At 31.4% G+C, this 21,939-nt stretch carries 17 protein-coding genes; 8 read left to right on the top strand and 9 right to left on the bottom strand.

From position 1 onward, the window contains the following. Positions 1 to 275: 275 nt before the first annotated feature. Positions 276 to 1,175 (bottom strand): NifU family protein, encoded by a 900-nt coding sequence (locus ACULEV_RS14440; RefSeq protein WP_445455746.1) that lies wholly within the window; start codon positions 1,173 to 1,175, stop codon positions 276 to 278. Between the two features lie 103 nt (positions 1,176 to 1,278). On the opposite strand from ACULEV_RS14440, the gene ACULEV_RS14435 reads away from it, so the two are divergent. From ACULEV_RS14435 to ACULEV_RS14425, 3 genes are all read left to right on the top strand, one after another. After that, the gene (locus ACULEV_RS14435; RefSeq protein WP_445455745.1) at positions 1,279 to 6,879 is read left to right on the top strand and encodes a choice-of-anchor L domain-containing protein; all 5,601 of its coding nucleotides are present in this window, start codon (positions 1,279 to 1,281) and stop codon (positions 6,877 to 6,879) included. Between the two features lie 6 nt (positions 6,880 to 6,885). Beyond that, positions 6,886 to 7,890 carry a PorP/SprF family type IX secretion system membrane protein gene (locus ACULEV_RS14430; RefSeq protein WP_445455744.1) on the top strand — a complete coding sequence of 335 codons (1,005 nt, stop codon included), beginning with the start codon at positions 6,886 to 6,888 and terminating at the stop codon, positions 7,888 to 7,890. Positions 7,891 to 7,960: 70 nt separating this feature from the next. Then, a complete protein-coding gene (locus ACULEV_RS14425) occupies positions 7,961 to 8,476 on the top strand; it encodes a gamma carbonic anhydrase family protein (RefSeq protein WP_445455743.1) in 516 nt (171 codons plus the stop codon). 129 nt (positions 8,477 to 8,605) lie between these two features. Here ACULEV_RS14425 and murI read toward each other — a convergent pair whose 3' ends face one another. The 8 genes from murI to ACULEV_RS14385 all read right to left on the bottom strand — a co-directional run bounded on the left by murI (position 8,606) and on the right by ACULEV_RS14385 (position 16,710). Then, entirely contained in the window at positions 8,606 to 9,385 is a 780-nt protein-coding gene (gene murI / locus ACULEV_RS14420; protein WP_445455742.1) for a glutamate racemase, read from the bottom strand. Positions 9,386 to 9,460: 75 nt separating this feature from the next. Beyond that, positions 9,461 to 9,964, bottom strand: a complete 504-nt coding sequence (locus ACULEV_RS14415) for an OmpH family outer membrane protein (RefSeq protein WP_445455741.1) — start codon at positions 9,962 to 9,964, stop codon at positions 9,461 to 9,463. Positions 9,965 to 9,991: 27 nt separating this feature from the next. Further along, complete coding sequence (locus tag ACULEV_RS14410; RefSeq protein WP_445455740.1) at positions 9,992 to 10,789, bottom strand: OmpH family outer membrane protein; 798 nt, start codon at positions 10,787 to 10,789, stop codon at positions 9,992 to 9,994. 119 nt (positions 10,790 to 10,908) lie between these two features. Beyond that, entirely contained in the window at positions 10,909 to 13,575 is a 2,667-nt protein-coding gene (bamA, locus tag ACULEV_RS14405) for an outer membrane protein assembly factor BamA (RefSeq protein ID WP_445455739.1), read from the bottom strand. A 7-nt stretch (positions 13,576 to 13,582) separates the two neighbouring features. After that, a complete protein-coding gene (locus ACULEV_RS14400) occupies positions 13,583 to 14,323 on the bottom strand; it encodes an isoprenyl transferase (protein WP_445455738.1) in 741 nt (246 codons plus the stop codon). A gap of 2 nt (positions 14,324 to 14,325) precedes the next feature. Next, the gene (porG, locus tag ACULEV_RS14395) at positions 14,326 to 15,009 is read right to left on the bottom strand and encodes a type IX secretion system protein PorG (protein ID WP_445455737.1); all 684 of its coding nucleotides are present in this window, start codon (positions 15,007 to 15,009) and stop codon (positions 14,326 to 14,328) included. 124 nt (positions 15,010 to 15,133) lie between these two features. Next, a complete protein-coding gene (locus ACULEV_RS14390; protein ID WP_445455736.1) occupies positions 15,134 to 16,012 on the bottom strand; it encodes an NAD kinase in 879 nt (292 codons plus the stop codon). Between the two features lie 38 nt (positions 16,013 to 16,050). Next, entirely contained in the window at positions 16,051 to 16,710 is a 660-nt protein-coding gene (locus tag ACULEV_RS14385) for a CBS domain-containing protein (protein WP_445455735.1), read from the bottom strand. A 95-nt stretch (positions 16,711 to 16,805) separates the two neighbouring features. Here ACULEV_RS14385 and ACULEV_RS14380 point away from each other — a divergent pair, with 95 nt between their 5' ends. The 5 genes from ACULEV_RS14380 (at position 16,806) to ACULEV_RS14360 (ending at position 21,936) form a co-directional block, all read left to right on the top strand. Continuing rightward, positions 16,806 to 17,519: a pyridoxine 5'-phosphate synthase gene (locus ACULEV_RS14380; RefSeq protein ID WP_445455734.1), complete on the top strand. Its 714-nt coding sequence runs from the start codon at positions 16,806 to 16,808 to the stop codon at positions 17,517 to 17,519. Then, entirely contained in the window at positions 17,519 to 18,286 is a 768-nt protein-coding gene (locus ACULEV_RS14375) for an alpha/beta fold hydrolase (RefSeq protein WP_445455733.1), read from the top strand. Before ACULEV_RS14380 ends, ACULEV_RS14375 begins: the two co-directional genes overlap by 1 nt. 114 nt (positions 18,287 to 18,400) lie before the next feature. After that, positions 18,401 to 19,639, top strand: coding sequence for an OmpP1/FadL family transporter (locus ACULEV_RS14370; protein WP_445455732.1), 1,239 nt, complete (start codon positions 18,401 to 18,403; stop codon positions 19,637 to 19,639). Between the two features lie 16 nt (positions 19,640 to 19,655). Continuing rightward, a complete protein-coding gene (locus tag ACULEV_RS14365) occupies positions 19,656 to 21,296 on the top strand; it encodes a G-D-S-L family lipolytic protein (RefSeq protein WP_445455731.1) in 1,641 nt (546 codons plus the stop codon). 181 nt (positions 21,297 to 21,477) lie between these two features. After that, positions 21,478 to 21,936 (top strand): T9SS type A sorting domain-containing protein, encoded by a 459-nt coding sequence (locus tag ACULEV_RS14360; protein WP_445455730.1) that lies wholly within the window; start codon positions 21,478 to 21,480, stop codon positions 21,934 to 21,936. Positions 21,937 to 21,939: the final 3 nt, after the last annotated feature.

Below are 21,939 nucleotides of genomic sequence, written 5' to 3'. Positions count from 1 at the left end.
GTTTACACTCAGCGAAACTGATTGTTTTTCGTACAGATAAATGCAAACAGAAAAACACTCCCGATGGAGTGTTTTTCTGTTATATCATTATTAGTGCTAAATCTAATTAAACCGCTTTCTTAGGTCTGAAAATAAAATATAATCCAGCTATAATAAAAGGAATACTCAACCATTGACCAGTTTAAAGAGAGGAGAATTTTGAAAATTTTTTCAAAATTCTCCTTATTATTTCTAACTAGCATAGAAAAATCTTATTTTGTAAATCTGTTATTATTTTAAGCATTTACAGCTTCAACTACAATTTCATTATCATTTAGCATTTGTTTTAGCATGTTTTCAATTCCGCTTTTTAATGTAAATGTAGAAGAAGGACAACCACTACATGCTCCTTGTAGGATTACTTTTACTTTTTTAGATTGGTCGTTATAAGATTCAAACATAATATTTCCACCATCACTTTGAACTGCAGGTTTAATATATTCCTCTAATATATTAATAATTTGTTGTGAAGTTGTATCTAAAGTATCAAAATAGGCTTCTTGTTGCTTTGTATGAGTTTCAGTTTTTGTAATCAGAGATTCATCTACTACAATATTTCCATTTTCAATGTATTCCTTTATAAATGTTCTCAATTCCATAGTAATCTCATTCCAATCTGCAATTTCATATTTGGTTACAGAAATGTAGTTTTCATCTATAAAAACTTCTTTTACAAATGGGAAATTGAATAGTTGTTTAGCAATAGGAGACACAATAGTGTCATCTATACTTTTACACTCAATTAATGTTTTTGTTAATAGTTTATTACAAACAAATTTTTGGACAGCTGGATTTGGAGTAGTTTCAGCATAAATGGTAATAGGTAATTTTTTAGTAGATTTAGCTTCTTCTTTAATTATTTCTCCTCCATTTTTGATGAAATTATTTATTTGTTCGGAAACAGCCTCTTGAACATCTTCCCATTCAACTATCGAAAATTTTTCAATAGCAATAAAATTCCCTGAAATGTAAACTGTTTTTACAAAGGGTAAATAGAATAATTGCATTGCTAAAGGCGAATTTTTAGTCTCATCAATGTTCTTAAATTCAAAATTTTGACCTTTTATTATGATTTCTTCTAACTCAAATTTTAGAATAGAAGGATTATTTGTGCTTTTTATCGATATTTTTGACATTATAACGTGGTTTTTGCAAAGATACTAACATTTAATTTTTGATTATTTATATTTGTTTTAAACAACCAATTTATTAACAAAACTACAACAATTAAATAACCCAATGAAACAACACTACTATTTTATCTTATTTTTTTTGTTACCTGTAATAGGTTTCTCACAATCGATTACAGTTAATACTACGACTTATACCGTACCTCAATTGGTTCAAGATGTTTTGATTGATTCACCTTGTGCTATTGTTTCTAATTTTACTTCATCAAGCCAATGTGGAATTGGGTATTTTCAATATGGAGGAACAAATTTCGATTTTTCTGAAGGAATGATTCTTAGAAGCGGGAATGTTGTCTCTACAGCGGGACAATATACAGGCGATAATATGTCTACAACTTGTTCTAATACTGCTGATGCGGATTTATTAGATATAAGTAACGCAAGTGGACAAGCTCCTAGTTTAATTAATGATGCCTCTTTTGTCCAATTTGACTTTACTCCTCTAACTGATAATTTTAGCTTTAATTTCATATTTGCTTCCAATGAATATGGGACTTATCAATGTGATTTTGCTGATGTTTTTGCTTTCATACTAACAGATTTAACCACGGGAATATCAACAAATTTAGCTGTTATACCAGGGACATCAACCCCAGTTTCTGTTGTAAATATTAGAGATATGGCTCATAATGGTGGTTGTTCGTCTGTTAACCCATTATTGTTTGATACTTATAATGTTACATTGCCTGCAGCATCTACTGTAATGAATATGAGAGGGTATACAGTTCCTATGACGGCTGCCGCTACGGTAGTTCCTAATAATAATTATAGGATAAAATTAGCAATAGGAGATTATGGAGGAGCTTCTTTTAATGATGATTTATTTGATTCTGCTGTATTTATCGAAGCAGGAAGTTTTAATGTTGGAACAGCAAATTTAACTTATCCTGTGGGTGTTGGTTTTGAAACTGCAGATATTACAGTTGCTAATGGTTTTGCTTTATGTCCTGGAGATACTAAACTTTTGGATACTGGTTTAGACCCTGCCGATTATAATTTTGTATGGACTTTAGACACTGGTTCAGGACCAAATATTATGTCTGGGGAAACTGATGCAACATTGTTGGTCACACAACCTGGTACTTATTGTGTTGAAGCTAGCAATGTTTCAGGAGGAAGTTGTATTCAAAATGATTGCATTATTGTCGAGTATTTAGCTGGTATAACAATCAATAATCCTGCTACAGATTTGCAAAGTTGTGATGAAAATTTTAATTTGGATGATAACATACCTGCTGTTTTAGGTTCATTAGATCCATTCAATTATGATATTTTATACTATTTAACAGCTCAAGATGCTATTGATGGAACCAATCAAATTTCTTCAACTTTCGTAGATTCTAGCCCACCAACAACTATTTATGTACGTGTGGAGGATTTTACATTATCATGTCCAGCTTTTTCTCAATTTGACTTAGTAACTATTCCTTCATTATGTGGACTTCCTATTGTACAACCTTCAGATTTATATGCATGTGACGATATTAGTAATGATGGTTTTGAGATTTTTGATTTAACGGTTCAGGATGGTGTTGTAATAGGTTCACTTAATCCTTCTGATTACACTATTACTTACCATATCACACAAGCAGGAGCAGATGATATTTCTGGGACTGTAGATTTAGCTAGTCCAGATACTGCTTTTAATGGTACCAATCAAGTAATTTATGTAAGGGTTGAGGATAACACAGATCCAACTGTTTATGCTACCACCACTTTTAATCTAATAGTGAACCCAACCCCAGTAGCAGATTCACCATCAGATGTAACTGTTTGTGATAGTTATGTATTACCAGGATTAACAGTTGGTAATTACTATACAGGAGCGGGCGGAACAGGTTCAATGTTAAATGCAGCTGATGTGATTACCACTACTCAAACATTGTATGTATATGCAGAGACAGGAACTACACCCAATTGTACCGATGAGAATAATTTTACCATTACCATTGTACCTGGAGTTACAGTAGATTCTCCAGCCGATGTAACAGCGTGTGATAATTATGTATTACCAGCACTTACAAGCGGAGATTACTATACAGGAGCAGGAGGAACAGGTAGTATGTTACCGGTAGGAACAATCATTACCACCACTCAATTGATTTATGTATATGCAGAAACAGGAACCATACCAAATTGTACGGATGAGAATAGTTTTACAGTAACAATAAATACCACCCCAGTAGCCGATGCCCCTGCAGATGTTACTATGTGTGATAGCTATGTATTACCAGCACTTACCGTTGGAAATTATTATACAGGAGCAGGAGGAACAGGAACGATGTTAAATGCAGGAGATCTTATCACCACGACTCAATTAATTTATGTTTATGCAGAAACAGGAACTACACCAAACTGTACTGATGAAAATAGCTTTACCGTAACAATCAATCCAACTCCAGTAGCAGATGCCCCAGCCGATGTAACAGCGTGTGATAATTATGTATTACCAGCACTTACCGTTGGAAATTACTACACAGGAGCGGGAGGAACAGGTTCGATGTTAAATGCAACAGATATCATAACGACAACCCAAACGTTGTATGTATATGCAGAAACAGGAACCACACCAAATTGTACAGACGAGAATAGTTTTACCATAACGATAAATACCACCCCAGTAGCCGATGCCCCAACAGATGTTACTATGTGTGATAGTTATGTATTACCAGCACTTACCGTTGGAAATTACTACACAGGAGCAGGCGGAACAGGTACGATGTTGCCCGTAGGAACAACAATTACTACAACTCAATTGATTTATGTTTATGCAGAAACAGGGACTACACCAAACTGTACTGATGAGAATAGTTTTACAGTAACAATAAATCCAACTCCAGTAGCCGATGCACCAGCGGATGTAACCGTTTGTGATAGCTATTTATTACCAACCTTAACAGTTGGAAATTACTATACAGGATCAGGCGGAACAGGAACGATGTTACCAGCAGGAACAGCAATTACTACAACCCAATTGATTTATGTTTATGCCGAAACAGGAACCACCCCAAACTGTACAGATGAGAATAGTTTTACAGTAACGATAAATACCACCCCAGTAGCAGATGCTCCAATAGATGTAACAGCATGTGACAGTTATATATTACCAGGATTAACAGTTGGGAATTACTACACAGGAGCAGGCGGAACAGGAACCATGTTAAATGCAGGAGATCTTATCACCACCACTCAATTAATTTATGTGTATGCAGCTTCAGGAACAACTCCAAATTGTATAGACGAGAATAGTTTTACAGTAACCATAAACCCAACCCCAGTGGCAGATTCACCAGCAGATGTAACTGTTTGTGATAGTTATGTATTACCAGGATTAACAGTTGGTAATTACTATACAGGAGCGGGCGGAACAGGAACGATGTTGCTAGCAGGAACAGCAATTACTACAACTCAAATGATTTATGTATATGCAGAGACAGCCACTACACCAAATTGTACCGATGAGAATAGTTTTACAGTAACAGTTAATCAAACTCCTCAATTAATATCTTTGGTTGCTAATGGACCTATTTGTGCAGGACAAGATGCTGTCTTTACAATAACAGGTACAGCAGGAGCACAAGTTAGTTATATGTTAAATACAGTCTCACAAAACATTGTGATTCCAGCTTCAGGGATAGCAACTATTGTTGTAACAGGAGCAACAACAAATCAGACGATAGTGTTATCTCAAATACAAAATACCACTACATTATGTAGTGCAGCTTTAACCAATACAGCGACTGTGTCTGTCATTGCGTTACCAACAGCAAGTATCGATGCACAAAGTAATGCAGTTTGTTACAATACAAGTACAGGATTAACTTTTACAGGTACACCAAATGCAACAGTAACTTTTACTAATGGAACCTCGACTTATACAGTTACATTAAATGCTTCGGGTACCGCAAATTACTCAACACCAAATTTAACAGTAGATACAACTTATAGTATAACAAGCGTATCTACAGGTACTACACCATCTTGTTCTCAAGTAGTAACAGATAGTGAAACGATAAGCATTACTCCAACGCCTACTATTGCTAGTGTAAGTTATACAAGTTCTATTTGTTCAGGAACACCAACCGATTTTGTAGTAAATCTAAGTAATACGACTACTTATGTTTGGAATGCTACTATAACAAATATAGACAACACGACTTATAATCAATCTGGAGATGAGACCAATATTAATCAAATTGTAACCTTACAAAATGGATTAAATGTAGGGTATATTAATATGCAAATCACTCCTACATTAACAGGAAGTAGTTGTAATGCAGTTCCAGAATTATATATTGTTACTGTAACACCAGTACCAAACATAACAGATATTGCAATAGATAGCTTATCCGTTTGTTCACAGGAATCAGTTCATGTAGAGATATCAGGAAACTTAGGTAATATAACTTACAATTGGTCTGCTATTTTAAATGGAGTAGTTATTACTTCGGGCACTAGTTCAGGAGCAACTACGAGGGATATAGATATTACAGTAGCGGTGTCAAACATTACCCAACCAGGAGATTTATATTTTGAAATTACCCCAGTATTAGGGAATTGTACTGGACAAATGGAAACTAGTGCTGTTATCACGGTTAATCCAATACCAGGAGCAGTAGTTTCTTCAGTAGCAGCAAATATGTGTAGTGGGGAAGTAGTGTCAGATGTTATAGATATCCAACTTGGAAGTCCAGTTTTAACTGGAACCACAGTAGAATGGATTGTACAAAGTTCAACAGGTGTATCAGGAGCTACAAATGGCACGGCAAGCACCTCACCTTATGAAATACCAGATATATTAACAACTACAGAAAATGCACAAGGAGTAGTAGTGTATCGAGTTTGGACAGTCTCTTCAACTGGATGTAGAGGAGCCTATACAGATTTTACCATTTATGTTAATCCGTTACCTCAACCTGTTTTAGAAGATGGATCGATATGTGTGGAATTAGCTACTGGATTAGTCTTCCAAAGTCATTTGTTAGATTCAGGTGTTCCAAATACCTCAGATTACCAATTTACTTGGTATTATAATGGAGCAGTAATTTCAGGAGCTACTCAGAATATGTATGAAGCAGAAGAAGCAGGAGATTACTATGTTTTAGTTCAAAACACGGTAACAAATTGTGAGAACATCTCTAATATAGTAAGTGTCACAGAAATAAATAGTGCAACCGATTTTACTTACACAGTAACTAATGCCTTTACAGATAATGCGACAGTAACAATTAACGTTATAGATGGAAATGGAAGTTTCTTATATCAATTAGATGATCAGGATTTACAAGGTTCTAGTGTATTTACAGGAGTAAGTTCAGGAACCCACCAGTTAACGGTAGTAGATCAAAAAGGCTGTACTTACTTAACAAAAGAAATATTAATAATCGATTATCCAAAATTCTTTACTCCTAATGGAGACGGGCATAATGATTATTGGAATATTTTTACCTTGAGAGACCAACCTAACACAAAAATTTATATCTTTGACCGATATGGTAAATTGATAAAGGAAATCAGTCCATTAGGAATAGGATGGGACGGAACCTTCAATTCAGAAGAGCTACCATCCACAGATTACTGGTTTACTGTAGAATATCAAGAAAACCAACAAACGAAAGTATTTAAAGCACATTTTTCATTAAAACGATAATTTTCGATGGATTTAAAAAAAAGTTATTTAATTATTGTGTTGTTTTTGGCACAGCTATCTTATTCCCAAGAAGGGGTTGCAGTTTATTCAGATTATTTGTCTGACAATTATTATTTAATTCACCCTTCCATGGCTGGAGCAGCAAATTGTGGAAAAATACGTTTGACAGGTCGTCAACAATGGTTTGGCCAACAAGATGCTCCTTCACTTCAAACTTTAAGTTTCAATACATCAGTTGATGAAGATGGGAAATCAGGAATTGGTGCTATTGTCTTTAATGATAAAAATGGATATCATTCTCAAAGAGGAGCAAAATTAACTTATGCACATCATTTGAGATTTTCAAGAGGAACTACAGATTTAAACCAACTATCTTTTGGTTTAAGTGCAGCATTTATTCAAAGTCAATTAGATGAAACTAGTTTTACTAATCAAGCCTTTGATCCATTTATTTTTGGAGGTGTATATCAAAAAGATGCTTATTTTAATGTAGACATAGGAGCTTCATATCACTTTTTAGACTTCTTTACACATGTAACAGTTAAAAACTTTTTAGCTAACAGAAGAGAGATTTATACAGAAGGAATTGAATCGGATAATTTAAGAAAGTTTTTATGGAGTGCTGGTGCAGTTTTTGGAAATGAAGACAGATTACTTTGGGAACCTTCTTTTCTATTTCAATATACACAAGAAACTACAGAAAAAGCTATCGATTTGAACTTAAAAGTTTATAAGGGGATGGATTTTGGAAGAATATGGGGAGGACTTTCTTATAGAAGAAGTTTTGATGGAGCTGAATATTTAGATGGAACTGCTATAGGTGAACAGAAACTACAGTATATAACACCAGTTTTAGGTGTTAATTATAAACAATATATGTTTGCATATACATATTCTCATATTTTAGGAGATATTAAATTTGATTCAGGAGGATTTCATCAAATAACATTAGGTATAGATATATTCTGTAAAGCTAAAGAATGGAGTTGTAATTGTCCTGCAGTTAACTAATAATTCAAAAGAAAATACAATTTTGTCCCGGAAATTTTTCGGGACATTTTTATATATAATAAATTAGGTTATGATAATTAAAGAAATAAGAGGAAAGTATCCTAAAATAGCAGCTGATTGTTTTTTGGCAGATAACGCAACAATTGTGGGTGATGTAACAATAGGAGATAATTGCAGTGTTTGGTTTAATGCAGTTATAAGAGGAGATGTCAATAGCATTGAGATAGGAAATAAAGTTAATATTCAAGACGGAGCTGTAATACACTGTACTTATCTAAAGCATCCTACTATAATAGGTAATAACGTTTCTATAGGTCACAATGCAATAGTTCATGGATGCGAAATTAAAGACAATGTACTCATTGGAATGGGAGCGATAGTAATGGATAATTGTGTAGTAAATAGCAATTCTATTGTAGCAGCTGGTTCTGTAGTAACTCAAAATACAGTTATAGAATCCGGAGCAATATATGCAGGTGTTCCCGCAAAAAAGGTAAAAGATATTAACCAAAGTGATTTTGCTGGTGAAATTGAAAGAATATCAAATAACTATGTAATGTATTCAAGCTGGTTTAAAGAAGATTAGAAACCAATCTCAAGGCATTCTTATTGTCCTTTTTCCTGCTGTTCGTTATAGTTTCTAAAATGAATTTTAGAAAGCTGCCACTACCATCAGGGTTAGATTATGATTTTACATTGTTTTCAGGAAAGAAAATTAAAAATCTTTTTCAAAAACATCATTTTCACGATTTAAAATTGTTTTTAAAACAGAAGGATTCGAGTTAGTATAAAATTTTTGCCAACTTAAATTTTTAGATGAATTAAGCAAATTATTTTCTTCTAATATCTTTTTAGTTTGCCTAGCTACCGCTTCACCTGAATCAATAATTTTTATATGATTTGGAATTATTTTTTTTATTTGTGGAATCAAATAGGGATAATGACTACAACCTAAGACTAGATAATCGATATTTCGCTCAATCATAGGTTTCAAGTAACTTTCTAGAAGATCACTCATTTCTACTGAATTAATAGCACCATTTTCAATCAATTGAACTAAACCATGACCTATTTGTTCAATGATATTTATATTGGAAAAATGGGAAATCTTTTCGTGAAATAAATCACTATTTAGGGTTCCTTTTGTAGCAAGAATGCCTATAGTTTGCGTTTTAGATAAATTAGCCGCTGGTTTAATAGCAGGTTCTATACCTATAATTGGAACATCATATTTTGTTCTTAATTCTTTAATAGCATTTGTAGTCGCAGTATTGCAAGCTACAACAATTATTTTTGAATTTTTATTTAAAAGAAACTCTGTATTTTTAATGGATAGATTAATAATCTCATCTTTTGACTTTAATCCATAAGGAGCGTTTTTACTATCTGCTAAATAGATAGTATTTTCGTTAGGTAATAACAAATGTATTTCTTTCCATATTGAAGTGCCTCCAATACCAGAATCAAAAAGGCCTATAGGGGATTCATTATTCATGAAAACAAAAGTAAAAAAAAACTGTTCAAATTAATTAAAATTGGAACAGTTAAATTTTGTTTTATTTAGATTTTATTAGAAACCTAATTCTTTTTTTACATCAACAAGTATGTTTGGACCGTTAGCAACTAATAATCCACTTCCTTCAGTAGCATCTAATACATAATCAAAACCTTTAGCAGTAGCTACTTTTTTAATTGCAGCTTGAGCTTTTTCCATGATAGGTTTTAATAAATCAAGTTCTTTTTGTTGTAATTGTTTACTTGCACTTTGTTGAAATTCTTGAATACGTTGTCCCATTCCTTGCATCTCTTTTGAGCGAGTTTCGTTTACAGCTTCACCAGCAGTAGGAGCTTCTTGCTCATACTTTTGTAATTTTGTTTGATACTCTTGAACCATACCTTTATATTCTTTATCATAGGTGTCTTGTATCGTTTTTAATTGCGATTGAGCCGCTTTCATTTCTGGCATATTCGTCATTAATTCTTTAACGTCTATATGAGCCATTTTTGATTGCGCAGATACTTGAGTTGAAATAAAAAGTACTAATGCAATAGCTAAAGTTTTTAATTGTTTCATTTTTTTATTTTAAATTTATTTAGGTTATTATTTTTCTTCTTCTTGTTCACTAGATTCTTTTTCAATTACTGTGCCATTTTTATCAGCTTCTAATTTTTTTCTCTTTTCAAGAGCTGCTTTTTTTCTGTCTTCAATAATTTTCTCTCTTGCTGCTTTTCTTTCTTCCATTAACTTTTCTCTAGCAGCTTTCTTTTCGTCTAATATTTTTTGTCTTTCAGCTAAAACTGGATTTTCATCTTGCAAATCTTCTTTTGCTTCTTGAGCATCTTGAGCTTTCTGTTCTTTTTTAGATAGTTGTTCTCTTTTTTCTGAACGCATTATAGCTCTAACAATTTGGTCACTAATATCATGTCTTTTGTCAGCAAATAGAATTGTTAAGTCAGATGATTTATCTAAAATGAAATCATATCTCTTTTGTTCTGCAATATCTTGAATAGCTGTAAAAACCTGATCTTGTATAGGTTTTACAAGAATTGATTTTTGAATAATTAAATCTCCTCTTGCTCCAAATCTTTTTTCTTGGTAATCAAAAAGCTCTTTTTCTTGAAAAGCGATTTCTTCTTCTCTTTCTTCAATTAACTCTTTAGTAAGAAGTACACGTTCAGTGGCTAGACTTTCTTTTAATTTTGTAATCTCATTTTTTTTAAGTTCAATATCCTCTTTCCATTTAGAAGCTTTTTGCTCTAATTGCATTTTAGCTTCTGCATAATCAGGAGCCTTTTCAAGAATATATTCCATATCAATATATCCAATTCTTACACTTGCTGATTGTGAAAAGCTTATGGATGAAATGAATAATGATGTTATAAAAAATAATTTTTTCATTTGTTGCTTATTTTTAGTTTTTAATTTTCAGATGTAACTTAAAAAACTGCCCGAAAGATAAGAAATGTTTTTAAAAGTTTTGTTTTCATCTTTTAATTTTAAACTAAACGTAAAAAATACTAAAATTGTTGTCCAATAATGAAATGAGTTTGCCAGCCACTCTTTGTTGTTTGACCTGGAACAGCATCAAATCCATGAGCGAAATCGATACCTAATAATCCAAATGCAGGCATAAATACTCTAAGTCCAAAACCAGCGGAACGTTGCATGTTGAAAGGGTTATAGTCTTTAAACTCGTTATATGCAGCTCCAGCTTCTAAAAAGGTTAAACCATATATTGTGGCAGCTTGTTTCAATGTGATTGGATATCTTAATTCTAATGAGAATTTATTGTAGATAGTTGCTCCAATTTGTGCTCCATTTTCATCTAATGGTGATAGAGAGTTGTTAGGATAACCTCTTAATTGTATTACTTCTCTGCCATCTAACGAAAAGTTCGCTAAACCATCACCACCTAAATAAAATCGTTCAAATGGTACTAATCCTCTATCTTGGTTGTAAGCTCCCATGAAACCAAATTCTCCTAACGAACGTAATACTAACTTATCATAAACTCTAGTGTACCAATCAGCTTTGAATTTTACTTTGTAATATTCTAACCAATTAAATCTTTTTTGGTCATATTTCCCTTGGTCTAAATCAGCATTATTGGCATCAACTTTTTCATATAATCCAGTTGTAGATGATAATGCTATATAATCTCCATCTTGAACTATTTCTCCTTCTGAATTTACTCCTGTACTTATACCACTTCCTGTTGTGTATTTTAACTTATACTCGTCAGAATTTTTTAAGTCTGCATAATCTACTCCATTGAATAAAGAATAAGGAGGTGTAAATTTACCTGTTACACTAAATTCTGAACCATAAGTTGGATAAATTGGGTTTAAACCTTTGCTATTTCTGCTTAAACCAATGGTATATGTAATATTTCTAGACGCTCCATTACCAAAAGTAAATAATCCTGTGTTGTAATTATTTAAATCATAATATTGGAATGATAAACTTTGCGATAAAACAAAGAAATCATCTGGAACATTTAATTGTTTTGCAATTCCTACTGAAATAGATGTGATGTTAAAACTTTGATCTCTAGTAACATCTCTTGTGCTAAAATTATATAAAAACTGTTTACTATGAGAAAGTGAAGTTGAAAAACTTACTGGTTTTCTTCCTCCAAACCAAGGTTCAGAAAACGATAAACTATAAGTTTGAAAATAGGAACTTCCTTGTAAACGAAGAGACATTTTTTGTCCATCACCCATTGGTAAAGGTTTGTAGGCCTCTTTTTTAAATATGTTTCTTGCAGAAAAGTTATTAAATGAAAGTCCTAGTGTACCAATGAATCCACCACCACCATAGCCACCTTGTAGTTCTATTTGGCTAGCTCCTTTTTCTACTACATTATATTCAATATCTACCGTTCCAGCTTGAGGGTCAACATTTTTAAAATCTGGTCTAATTGCTTCAGGATCAAAAAATCCTAATTGACCTATTTCTCTAACAGATCGAACTAAATCGTCTTTACTGTATTTGTTTCCTGGTTTAGTTCTTAATTCTCTGTAAATAACATGATCATTGGTTTTGTCATTACCTACAACAGAAATTTTATTAAAATAAGCAATTGGTCCTTCAGTAATTCTTATTTCAAAATCAATGGTATCATTAGCTGTTTTAACTTCAACTGGATTTATACTTGAAAATAAATAACCACTATTTTGATATAAGTTGGTTAAATCTTCTGCATCTGGTTTACTGTTGTCGGCTATTCTTTTTTGTAAAAGTACTCCATTGTATACATCTCCTTTTTTAATTCCTAGTAATCTAGATAATTGTTGATCAGTATAAACAGTATTTCCTAAGTATCTAATATTTCCAAAATAGTATTTTCGGCCTTCTTCAAGGTTTACTTTAATGTCGATAAGGTTTTTTTCTTTGTCATACTTAACAGAATCCGAAATAATTCTTGCGTCTCTAAATCCTTTTTCTTTGTATTTGTCGATAACAGTAACTAAATCTTCTTTATACTTATCTTTAATATATTTGGAAGCTTTAAATATTCGAATAGGATTCTTTTGTTTTGTGTTTTTAAAGGTTTTTCTAAGTTTAGCATCAGAAATTTCAGAATTGCCTTCAAAATCGATACTTTTTACTTTAACTTTTTCTCCTTTATCAATGTTAACCAGCATTTTTACTTCAGTTTCAGTAGAATCTGGAGTTGTAGATATAAAAACTTTGGTATTGTAAAAACCATCTTTTTTATATTTATTTTCTATGTAGTTTTTGGTTGTTGTTATTAAATTTTCATTAACAACTTTTCCTTTTTTAAGATCAATTTCTTTAATTAAATCTTCAGCTTTTCCTTTTTTAATACCTTGAATTTTTGCATCAGCAAGTTTTGGAGATTCAATTAAGTTTAATTCTAAGAAAATGCTATCACCTTTTATGTTATTTACATAAAAATTTACATCACTGAAAAGACCTAGTTTCCAAAGTTTTTTAATAGCAGCACTAATATCTTCTCCAGGAACTACTATTTTTTGACCTTTTTCTAGTCCAGAAAAAGTAACTACAGTTTGTTCGCTATATTTGCTTTTTCCAGTTACTTCTACACCTCCTAATATGTATTCTTTTCCGTTTTCTAATTTTGTTTCTTGAGCAACTAATTTAGTACTATTACCTATAATTACTATGGTAAAAAGTAATTGTAAACCTTTTTTTAACATTTTTTTCTTATGAAATTTGTTCACTTGTTTTTCCAAACCTTCTTTCTCTACTTTGATAACTTATTATGGCTGTGTATAAATCTTCTTCACTAAAATCTGGCCATAAAACATCTATAAAATAAAATTCAGCATATGCAATTTGCCAAAGTAAGAAATTACTTATTCTATGTTCACCACTTGTACGAATAACTAAATCAACATCTGGCAAATTGTGCGTGTAAAGATGCTTATTAATAATTGATTCGTCAATAGTGTCAGTGGAAATTATATTATTTTTAACTTTATCGGAAATTTTTTTAACAGCTTGAATAAGTTCTTCTCTTGCACCATAACTAAGTGCTAAAGTCAATGTCATTCTAGTGTTTTTAGACGTTTTTTGGATTACTTCATTTAATTCTTTTTGAACTTTTACAGGAAGATTTGTTAAATTTCCAATTGCGTTCAAACGGATGTTGTTTTCTATCAAAGTCTTCATTTCTTTTTTTAAAGAAGAAATTAGAAGCTTCATTAAAGTATCAACTTCTAGTTTTGGTCTATTCCAGTTCTCAGTTGAAAAAGCATAAAGTGTTAGATTCTTTATTCCTAATTTCGCACAGCTTTCTACTGTTTTTTTTACTGATTTAGTTCCGCTTTCATGGCCTAAAGTTCTTAATAGACCTTTTTGTTTTGCCCATCTGCCATTTCCGTCCATTATAATAGCTAAATGTTCAGGTAGTTTAGTTGTGTCTATTTTTTCTTTTATACTCATAATTAATTAGCGCAAAAACATGGATTTTGTCCAAAAGTATAGGTTAAAGTTATTCCTGTAAAGACATACCAATCATTGCTGTTAAGATTACCAAAGCGGTAAATGTCAAAATTGTCATTTTTAGGATTACTTCCGTCTAAATTGTCTGTAAATGTATATCTGGCTCCTATTTCAGCTCCAAGAACAAAATTTCTATAGAGTCTAGTTTTTATACCAACTGTCATTGGAATTCCTAATTGGCTATGCCTATAATCTAATTCTTCTGTTTTATTAGGAATAAAATTTTCATTATAAATAAAATAACTTAGACCTGTAAAAACATAAGGTGTAAATGCTTTTTCAGAATCATGTAAGTTAAACTCAAAAAAATTGAATTCTAAACCTACTGAGAAATCATGAATGTTATTTTTAAAACTTTTATCTCTTAAATATCTACTAGGAACATTACTATCCCTATCAGCAGATTCTATTTTTGAGTAGGTATATGATAAGCGATAAGAGTGTCTCGTGCTTCGATTCCATTTGTACAAAAAACCAAAGGCAAGTTTATTAGGCGCAATATAATCAGTAGGACCAACATCTCCAATGTAGTTTGAACCTCCTAAAAATACTCCTAATTCATTAATTTGAGCAGTGATAGCAGTAGTACTCAATAATAAGAATATGTAAACAAATAACTTTCTCATTTTTAAAAATAGTTTGCAAATATAACAATATAGATTTCTTTACCGCATTTAAATGGAAATTTTATTCCTATTAAAATCAGTTTAGTATAAACGCAAAAAAAAAGTAAAAGTTATGTAGGAGGCATTAATTTCTTCTGTCTTCGCCCCAGAGCAGTTTTTTTCGGATTGTTTTTAAAAATCCTTCTTCATTAAAAGCTACCATGTTTATTTCGAATGGGGTTTTTTTTATTTTTAGCAAGGTTTCATTTGTAACAGAGGTTATTCTAGAGTCTAAAGACACTAAATATTGTTCTTCTCTTCCAGATACCTTTAGTTCAATTTCTGTGTCATCTGGGATAACTAATGGTCTTGCATTTAAATTGTGAGGAGCTATAGGTGTAATAACCAAGCTGTTTACATCTGGAATTAAAACAGGACCACCGCAGCTTAACGAATATCCTGTAGAGCCTGTGGGTGTCGAAATTATTAATCCGTCTGCCCAGTATGATGTTAGATATTCTCCATTTAAGTAGGTTTCAATTGTAATCATGGAAGTGGTGTCTTTTCTTGAAACGGTCACTTCGTTTAATGCAAAATTTAAATCTACTAAATCAGGATTTTTTGGAGTGCAAGATAAACTTAGTAAACTCCTTTTTGATATTGTATAGTCTTTCGATAAAATTTTAGAAAGTAATGGTTCTATGTTTTTAATTTGAACTGTGGCTAGAAAACCCAGTCTTCCTGCGTTTATACCAACAATTGGTATGTTTTTATCACGCACATAAGTGACAGCTCTTAAAATAGTTCCATCACCACCAATGCTTATTAGTATATCTATATCATTTTCTAGTTCTTCGTGAGAAGAATAGGTATTGCAATTTTCTTTCAATAAAGTTCTAATACTTTTATGAAAATCTTTCTCTATAATAACAATAACATTATTGTCTAATAATATTTTTAAAACTTTTTCTACAATTTCTTCAGTGTCTGATTGGTAATATTGACCAAATATTGCAATTTTCATGTGTAGATAATTATTTGTTTTTTATATTGATAACTGGGTTAAATATTTAAATATTTATCTAAATAATCGGAACGGTCTTTGAGGTTTTTTAAATAAGAATCTTCTTGATGCTCAGAAATTATTTCATATTCATATCTTCTAAAAGTTTGTATGATTTCATTTAATGAATTTTGACTTATTTTAAGTGTGATTTCAATAAAATTAGCATCAGATTTTGATATTAATAACCCAAGTAATTTAGCATTATTGCTTTCAACGATTTGTGCTATTTGGCTCATAGAAAAATTTGAGACTTCTTTTTTTATAACTAGTATGCCTCCTTCTTCTCTTAAAAAAGGGGTTTCATGAAAAAATTTAATTACATCATCTAATTCATAATAGCCAATATACTTGTTTTTAGAATTTAATACAGGGACTATGTTTGATTCATTCTTGGCAAATTCTTCTAAAACATCTAGCCAAACCATTTCTGAACGAACATAAAAACGATCAAAATCATATCGACATTCACCAATTGTTTTATGACTTGGATTTATTTCGGCATCTTCTTTTGTAATACATCCAATATATACATTTTCTTCAGTAACAGGGAAATGAGTATAGTTGTATTCGGCAAATAGATCTTGAGCTTCTGCAATAGTTTCCTTACTTTTTAAAGGTTTAATGTCTATATTTAAAAAATCAATTAATGTGTTCATTTTAGATTTTATAATTATTTTACTGCAAATTAATCAAAAATTGATTATTAAAGCTATTTATACTTTGTATTTTTGTAAAGTTAATAAAAAATAATATGACAAAGTTATCAGTAAATATCAATAAAATAGCAACTTTACGAAATTCAAGAGGAGGAAATGTTCCCGATTTGTTGAAAGTTGCCAAAGATTTACAAAATTTCGGAGCTCAAGGAATTACTATTCACCCAAGACCAGATGAAAGACATATTAAGTATCAAGATGCTTTAGATTTAATGTCAATTGTTCATACGGAATATAATATTGAAGGAAATCCTGTAAAGAAGTTTATGGATTTGGTATTGCAAATTAAGCCTACTCAAGTTACATTAGTTCCAGATGCTGATGATGCATTGACTTCTAATGCGGGTTGGGATACAATTAAAAATGAGGATTTTTTGATGGATATAATTTCTGAATGCAAAAGAAATAATATTAGAACTTCAATCTTTGTTGATCCAGTAATCGGTATGATTGAAGGAGCAAAAGAAACAGGTACTGATAGAATTGAATTGTATACTGAAGAATTTGCCAGTCAATATGCTTTAGGAAATAAAAAAGGAATAAATAACTATATAGAAGCAGCTATAAAGGCAAATGAATTAGGTTTAGGTATCAATGCTGGACATGATTTAAGTTTGGATAATATTCGATTTTTTAAAGAAAATATTCCTGATTTGTTAGAAGTTTCCATTGGTCATGCTTTAATTTCAGAGTCTTTGTATTTGGGGTTGGAAAATGTAGTAAATATGTATCTTCAAAAATTAAAATAATGATTTTTTCAAAAATAGAAGGTCAAGGAAAGCCTTTTTTAATTATACATGGTTTTTTAGGAATGTCAGATAATTGGAAAACATTAGGTTCACAATTTGCTGAAAATGGTTTTGAAGTTCATCTTTTAGATATGAGAAATCATGGTAGAAGTTTTCATTCCGAAGAATTTAACTATGAGGTAATGGTTGAAGATGTTCTAGAGTATTGTAATATCAATAAACTAAATGATATTATTTTATTAGGGCATTCAATGGGAGGTAAAGTAGCGATGCAGTTTGCGTGTATGTATCCTGACTATATTTCAAAACTTATAATAGCGGATATAGGGCCAAAATACTACGCTCCACACCATCAAGACATTCTAAAAGGATTAAGTGCAGTTGATTTTAGTTTGAAACCAAGTAGGAGTGAAGTGGATGCTATTTTATCTAGCTATATAACCGATTTTGGAACAAGACAATTTTTATTAAAAAATTTATATTGGGTAGAACAAGGACAACTAGATTATAGATTTAATTTAAAAGTATTAACAGATACTATTTTAGAAATTGGTAAAGCACTACCTGACGGAATGCTTTTTAATAAAGAAGTACTTTTTTTAAGAGGATCAAAGTCAAATTACATTTTAGATGAAGATTTTGACACTATAAATAATTCTTTTCCTAATAATCAAATTGTTACCATATTTAATGCTGGACATTGGTTACATGCTGAACAACCAAAGGATTTTTATGACAGTGTAATGGATTTTTTAAATAAAAAGTAAAATTTATTATGAATGCATAATATTTCAGGGTAAAAAATTGTAAATTCCATATTTTATTATAATTTTGGTATATAGATATTAATAAATTCAAGAAAACTAACACATTTTAACATTATGAGAAAATTATTTTCTTTAACATTAATGGCTTTAGCGAGCTCTACTGCTTTTGCAGGTGGATATAGAGTAAGCATTCAAGGTCAGAAGCAATTGGCTATGGGACACACGGGTGTTGCCGTGGTAAATAGTGCAGAAACTGCTTTTTTTAATCCAGCAGGTATGGCTTACTTAGACAATAAATTTAATTTATCTGTGGGAGGTAGTGCTTTGTTTGCAAAAGTAAGATTTCAAGAAAACACTTTTAATACAACATCATCTTCAGATAATTTAGGAACTCCTTTCAATGCTTATGCTACTTATAAACTTACAGATTGGTTAACTGCCGGTTTAGCAATTTATACACCATATGGAAGTGCTGTTGATTGGGATCAGAATTGGCAAGGAGCTTATCTTGTAAATAATATAGATTTAAAAGCAATTTTTGTTCAACCAACAGTATCAGTTAGAGTAGGAGATCATTTTAGTATTGGTGGTGGACCTATTTATGCTACAGGTTCGGTTACATTTAATAGAAATTTATATGCTTCAAACACAACTTTTCAAGTAGATGGAGATCCAACTGATTTAACTATTGAAGCTAAAGGAATTTCTGCTTGGGGATATAATATAGGTATGATGTTTAATCCTACTGATAAAATACGTTTAGGGTTAAATTATCGTTCAGAAATTACAATGGAAGCTCGTGATGGAGATGCTAATTTTGATGATGTACCTGATTTCGCACAAACGACATTAACTAATACAACTTTTGATGCTGATTTACCTCTTCCTGCTGAAGTAACAGCTGGAATATCTGTGCAGGTTACAGATAAATGGTTGTTTGCTTTTGATTTTAATCATGCCATGTGGAGTGCCTATAAGAGTTTGAATGTTAAATTTAATAATGGGTTACCAACTTCAGTAAATCCAAGAAATTACAAAGATGCATCTACTTATAGATTTGGAACTCAGTATAAAGCAAATGATAAGTTTACATTTAGAGCAGGTTATTATTTTGACGAAAGTCCAGTTCAAGATGGTTATTTTGCACCTGAAACTCCACGTAATGACTCAAATGCATTTACAGGAGGTTTAACTTATCAAATTAATAATAAATTTGGAGTAGATTTCTCTTTCTTATATATTCACTTTGATGAGATTGATAATTCTTATGACCATAATCCTAATGGTAATTTTGCAGGTACATACAAGTCTGTAGTGTTCTCTCCAGGTGTTGGTATTACTTATGGTTTTTAATTAAAAAATAAAGAAAATGAAAAATAAATTTATATATCTGGCTATTCTAGCTGCTGGTTTTGTGTCTTGTGAACCAGAATTCGAAAATCCTGTTTCTACCGATGATTATTCTGCAGGAGAAGCTGATTTTTCTTCTTATGTAGCCGTTGGAAATTCATTAACTGCGGGTTATATGGATGGAACTGTTTATAAATCTGGACAAGCTAACTCTTTTCCTAATTTATTGGCACAACAATTTGCTTTAGTAGGTGGAGGAGCTTTTACACAACCTTCTTATGAGGATGATGTGGATAATGTTGGAGGAATTTTAGGTTTGCCTGGTTTTAATAAAAGGTTAGTTATTGATGCGTCAGAGGGTAGACCAGAGAATATTTCTACTGGAAACATTGGAGTTAATTTAACAGCTCAGGCAACAGCATACAATAATATGGGAGTTCCTGGTGCAAAATCATTTCATTTAGTTGCGCCTGGTTATGGTAATGCTGCTGGTTTGGCATTAGGTCAAGCAAACCCATATTTTGTGAGACATGCAACTTCACCAACAGCTACTGTTATAGGGGATGCAATGATGAAAAATCCAACCTTCTTTACAAACTGGATTGGAAACAATGACGTGTTATCTTATGCTACAAATGGAGGAGCCGCTTCTTCAACAAATGTTTATGATAATACAGCTGCGGCAGATCATAATTCTACAGGGAATTTAGATCCAACTACTTATGGAGGAAATGATATTACAAATGCAAATGTTTTTGGTAGTGTATATACTACATTAATTAATACACTTACTTCAGGTGGAGCTAAAGGTGTTGTCGCAACTATACCAAATGTAACTTCTATTCCTTATTTCACAACTGTTCCTTATGCACCTTTAACAGCACAAGGTTTAGGTAAAGCTTTAACTCCTCCAGGAACAGATACAGCTACACAGATTGCTGCTGGAACAGCAGCAATGAACCAATTAAACACTCAATTATATAGTCTTTTAAATGGAATCTTTTCTGCTGGAGGAGAGCCTAATAGAGTTAAACTTTTAGATCCTAGTAAAGCAAATCCAGTTTTGATTTATGATGTAGATGCTGCTGATAGATCTGCTCAAATTTCGGGATATTTACAAGCTGTTTTGAGTTATCCTACAGCTACGGCTAATGCGTTTGGAGCTATTTTTGGTAAAGCAAGACAAACTACTTCTGATGATTTAGTTACACTACCTGCTTCATCTTTCATAGGTTCTACAAATGCTAATGCTCCGACAGATATAAATAAAAATGGTATTTCATATCCATTAGGAAATAGATGGATTTTAACACCACAAGAACAATCTAAAGTTTCGGCTGCGACAACTGCTTATAACAATGCAATTAGAACTATCGCTACTACTAATGATTTAGCAATTGCAGATATGAATGCTATATTGAATCAATTAGTTAGTGGTTTAAGAGCTGATAATGGTACATTCTACACAGCTAATTACTTTGGAGGAGGAACAACAGAGTTTAGAGTATTGTTTTCTTTAGATGGTGTTCATCCAAATGCTAGAGGATATTCAGTAATTGCAAATGAAATTATTAAAGTAATTAATGCACATTACAACGCAAAATTACCATTATTGAATTCTAATAACTATCCAGGAATTCATATACTTGCTACAAATTAATTTTTTTAAAAAGTAAAATTATGTAGTATTAATTATAAAAAATTTATTCTTGATATTAATGAGCTCGATATTTTATCGGGCTCATTTTGTTTAATTTACATCATGAAATTATTATTAAAATAACAATTTCATGATGTAAATGTTTTTTATATATTTTTGCACTTTTTAAAAAATTATTTTCATGAAACATTTGTTGATCTTTATTGTTTTTATTGTCACATCATCTATTTCGGCTCAAGTAGATAGAATTTTGTTTAATTATGATTCAGCTGGGAATCAAATAAAGAGGGAATTATGTATTAATTGCTCTTCTTCTTTGATAAGAACTTCACAAGAAGAAATTAAAGAAATTGTAGATTTAAAGGAAGAGGATTTATTAAAATTTGAGTCAGAAGACTTAATATCTTATTATCCCAATCCAGTAAAAGAGGAACTCTTTTTAAAATGGGAATTAATAAACAATAATGTTTCAAAAATTGAAATATATTCTTTATCAGGACAACTAATAAAATTCTTACCCAATTTAGAAAAAGAAAATTCTAAGATAATTTCTTTTCAAGAATACCCTTCCGGAACATATTCTGTGTTGTTGTCATACACAAACGGTGAACAAAAATCAATTACTATTATTAAGCAATAACCC

Source organism: Flavobacterium sp. HNIBRBA15423 (genome assembly GCF_052655965.1).
This window is presented reverse-complemented; position numbering and strand designations above follow the sequence as displayed.

Excerpts from the sequence above, each read along its gene's own strand:
- porG (WP_445455737.1), bottom strand. The coding sequence starts at position 15,009 with ATGAGAAAGTTATTTGTTTACATATTCTTATTATTGAGTACTACTGCT.
- bamA (WP_445455739.1), bottom strand. The coding sequence starts at position 13,575 with ATGTTAAAAAAAGGTTTACAATTACTTTTTACCATAGTAATTATAGGT.
- ACULEV_RS14400 (WP_445455738.1), bottom strand. The coding sequence starts at position 14,323 with ATGAGTATAAAAGAAAAAATAGACACAACTAAACTACCTGAACATTTA.
- murI (WP_445455742.1), bottom strand. The coding sequence starts at position 9,385 with ATGAATAATGAATCCCCTATAGGCCTTTTTGATTCTGGTATTGGAGGC.
- ACULEV_RS14365 (WP_445455731.1), top strand. The coding sequence starts at position 19,656 with ATGAAAAATAAATTTATATATCTGGCTATTCTAGCTGCTGGTTTTGTG.
- ACULEV_RS14410 (WP_445455740.1), bottom strand. The coding sequence starts at position 10,789 with ATGAAAAAATTATTTTTTATAACATCATTATTCATTTCATCCATAAGC.
- ACULEV_RS14375 (WP_445455733.1), top strand. The coding sequence starts at position 17,519 with ATGATTTTTTCAAAAATAGAAGGTCAAGGAAAGCCTTTTTTAATTATA.
- ACULEV_RS14425 (WP_445455743.1), top strand. The coding sequence starts at position 7,961 with ATGATAATTAAAGAAATAAGAGGAAAGTATCCTAAAATAGCAGCTGAT.
- ACULEV_RS14360 (WP_445455730.1), top strand. The coding sequence starts at position 21,478 with ATGAAACATTTGTTGATCTTTATTGTTTTTATTGTCACATCATCTATT.
- ACULEV_RS14440 (WP_445455746.1), bottom strand. The coding sequence starts at position 1,175 with ATGTCAAAAATATCGATAAAAAGCACAAATAATCCTTCTATTCTAAAA.
- ACULEV_RS14430 (WP_445455744.1), top strand. The coding sequence starts at position 6,886 with ATGGATTTAAAAAAAAGTTATTTAATTATTGTGTTGTTTTTGGCACAG.
- ACULEV_RS14385 (WP_445455735.1), bottom strand. The coding sequence starts at position 16,710 with ATGAACACATTAATTGATTTTTTAAATATAGACATTAAACCTTTAAAA.
- ACULEV_RS14435 (WP_445455745.1), top strand. The coding sequence starts at position 1,279 with ATGAAACAACACTACTATTTTATCTTATTTTTTTTGTTACCTGTAATA.
- ACULEV_RS14370 (WP_445455732.1), top strand. The coding sequence starts at position 18,401 with ATGAGAAAATTATTTTCTTTAACATTAATGGCTTTAGCGAGCTCTACT.
- ACULEV_RS14380 (WP_445455734.1), top strand. The coding sequence starts at position 16,806 with ATGACAAAGTTATCAGTAAATATCAATAAAATAGCAACTTTACGAAAT.
- ACULEV_RS14415 (WP_445455741.1), bottom strand. The coding sequence starts at position 9,964 with ATGAAACAATTAAAAACTTTAGCTATTGCATTAGTACTTTTTATTTCA.
- ACULEV_RS14390 (WP_445455736.1), bottom strand. The coding sequence starts at position 16,012 with ATGAAAATTGCAATATTTGGTCAATATTACCAATCAGACACTGAAGAA.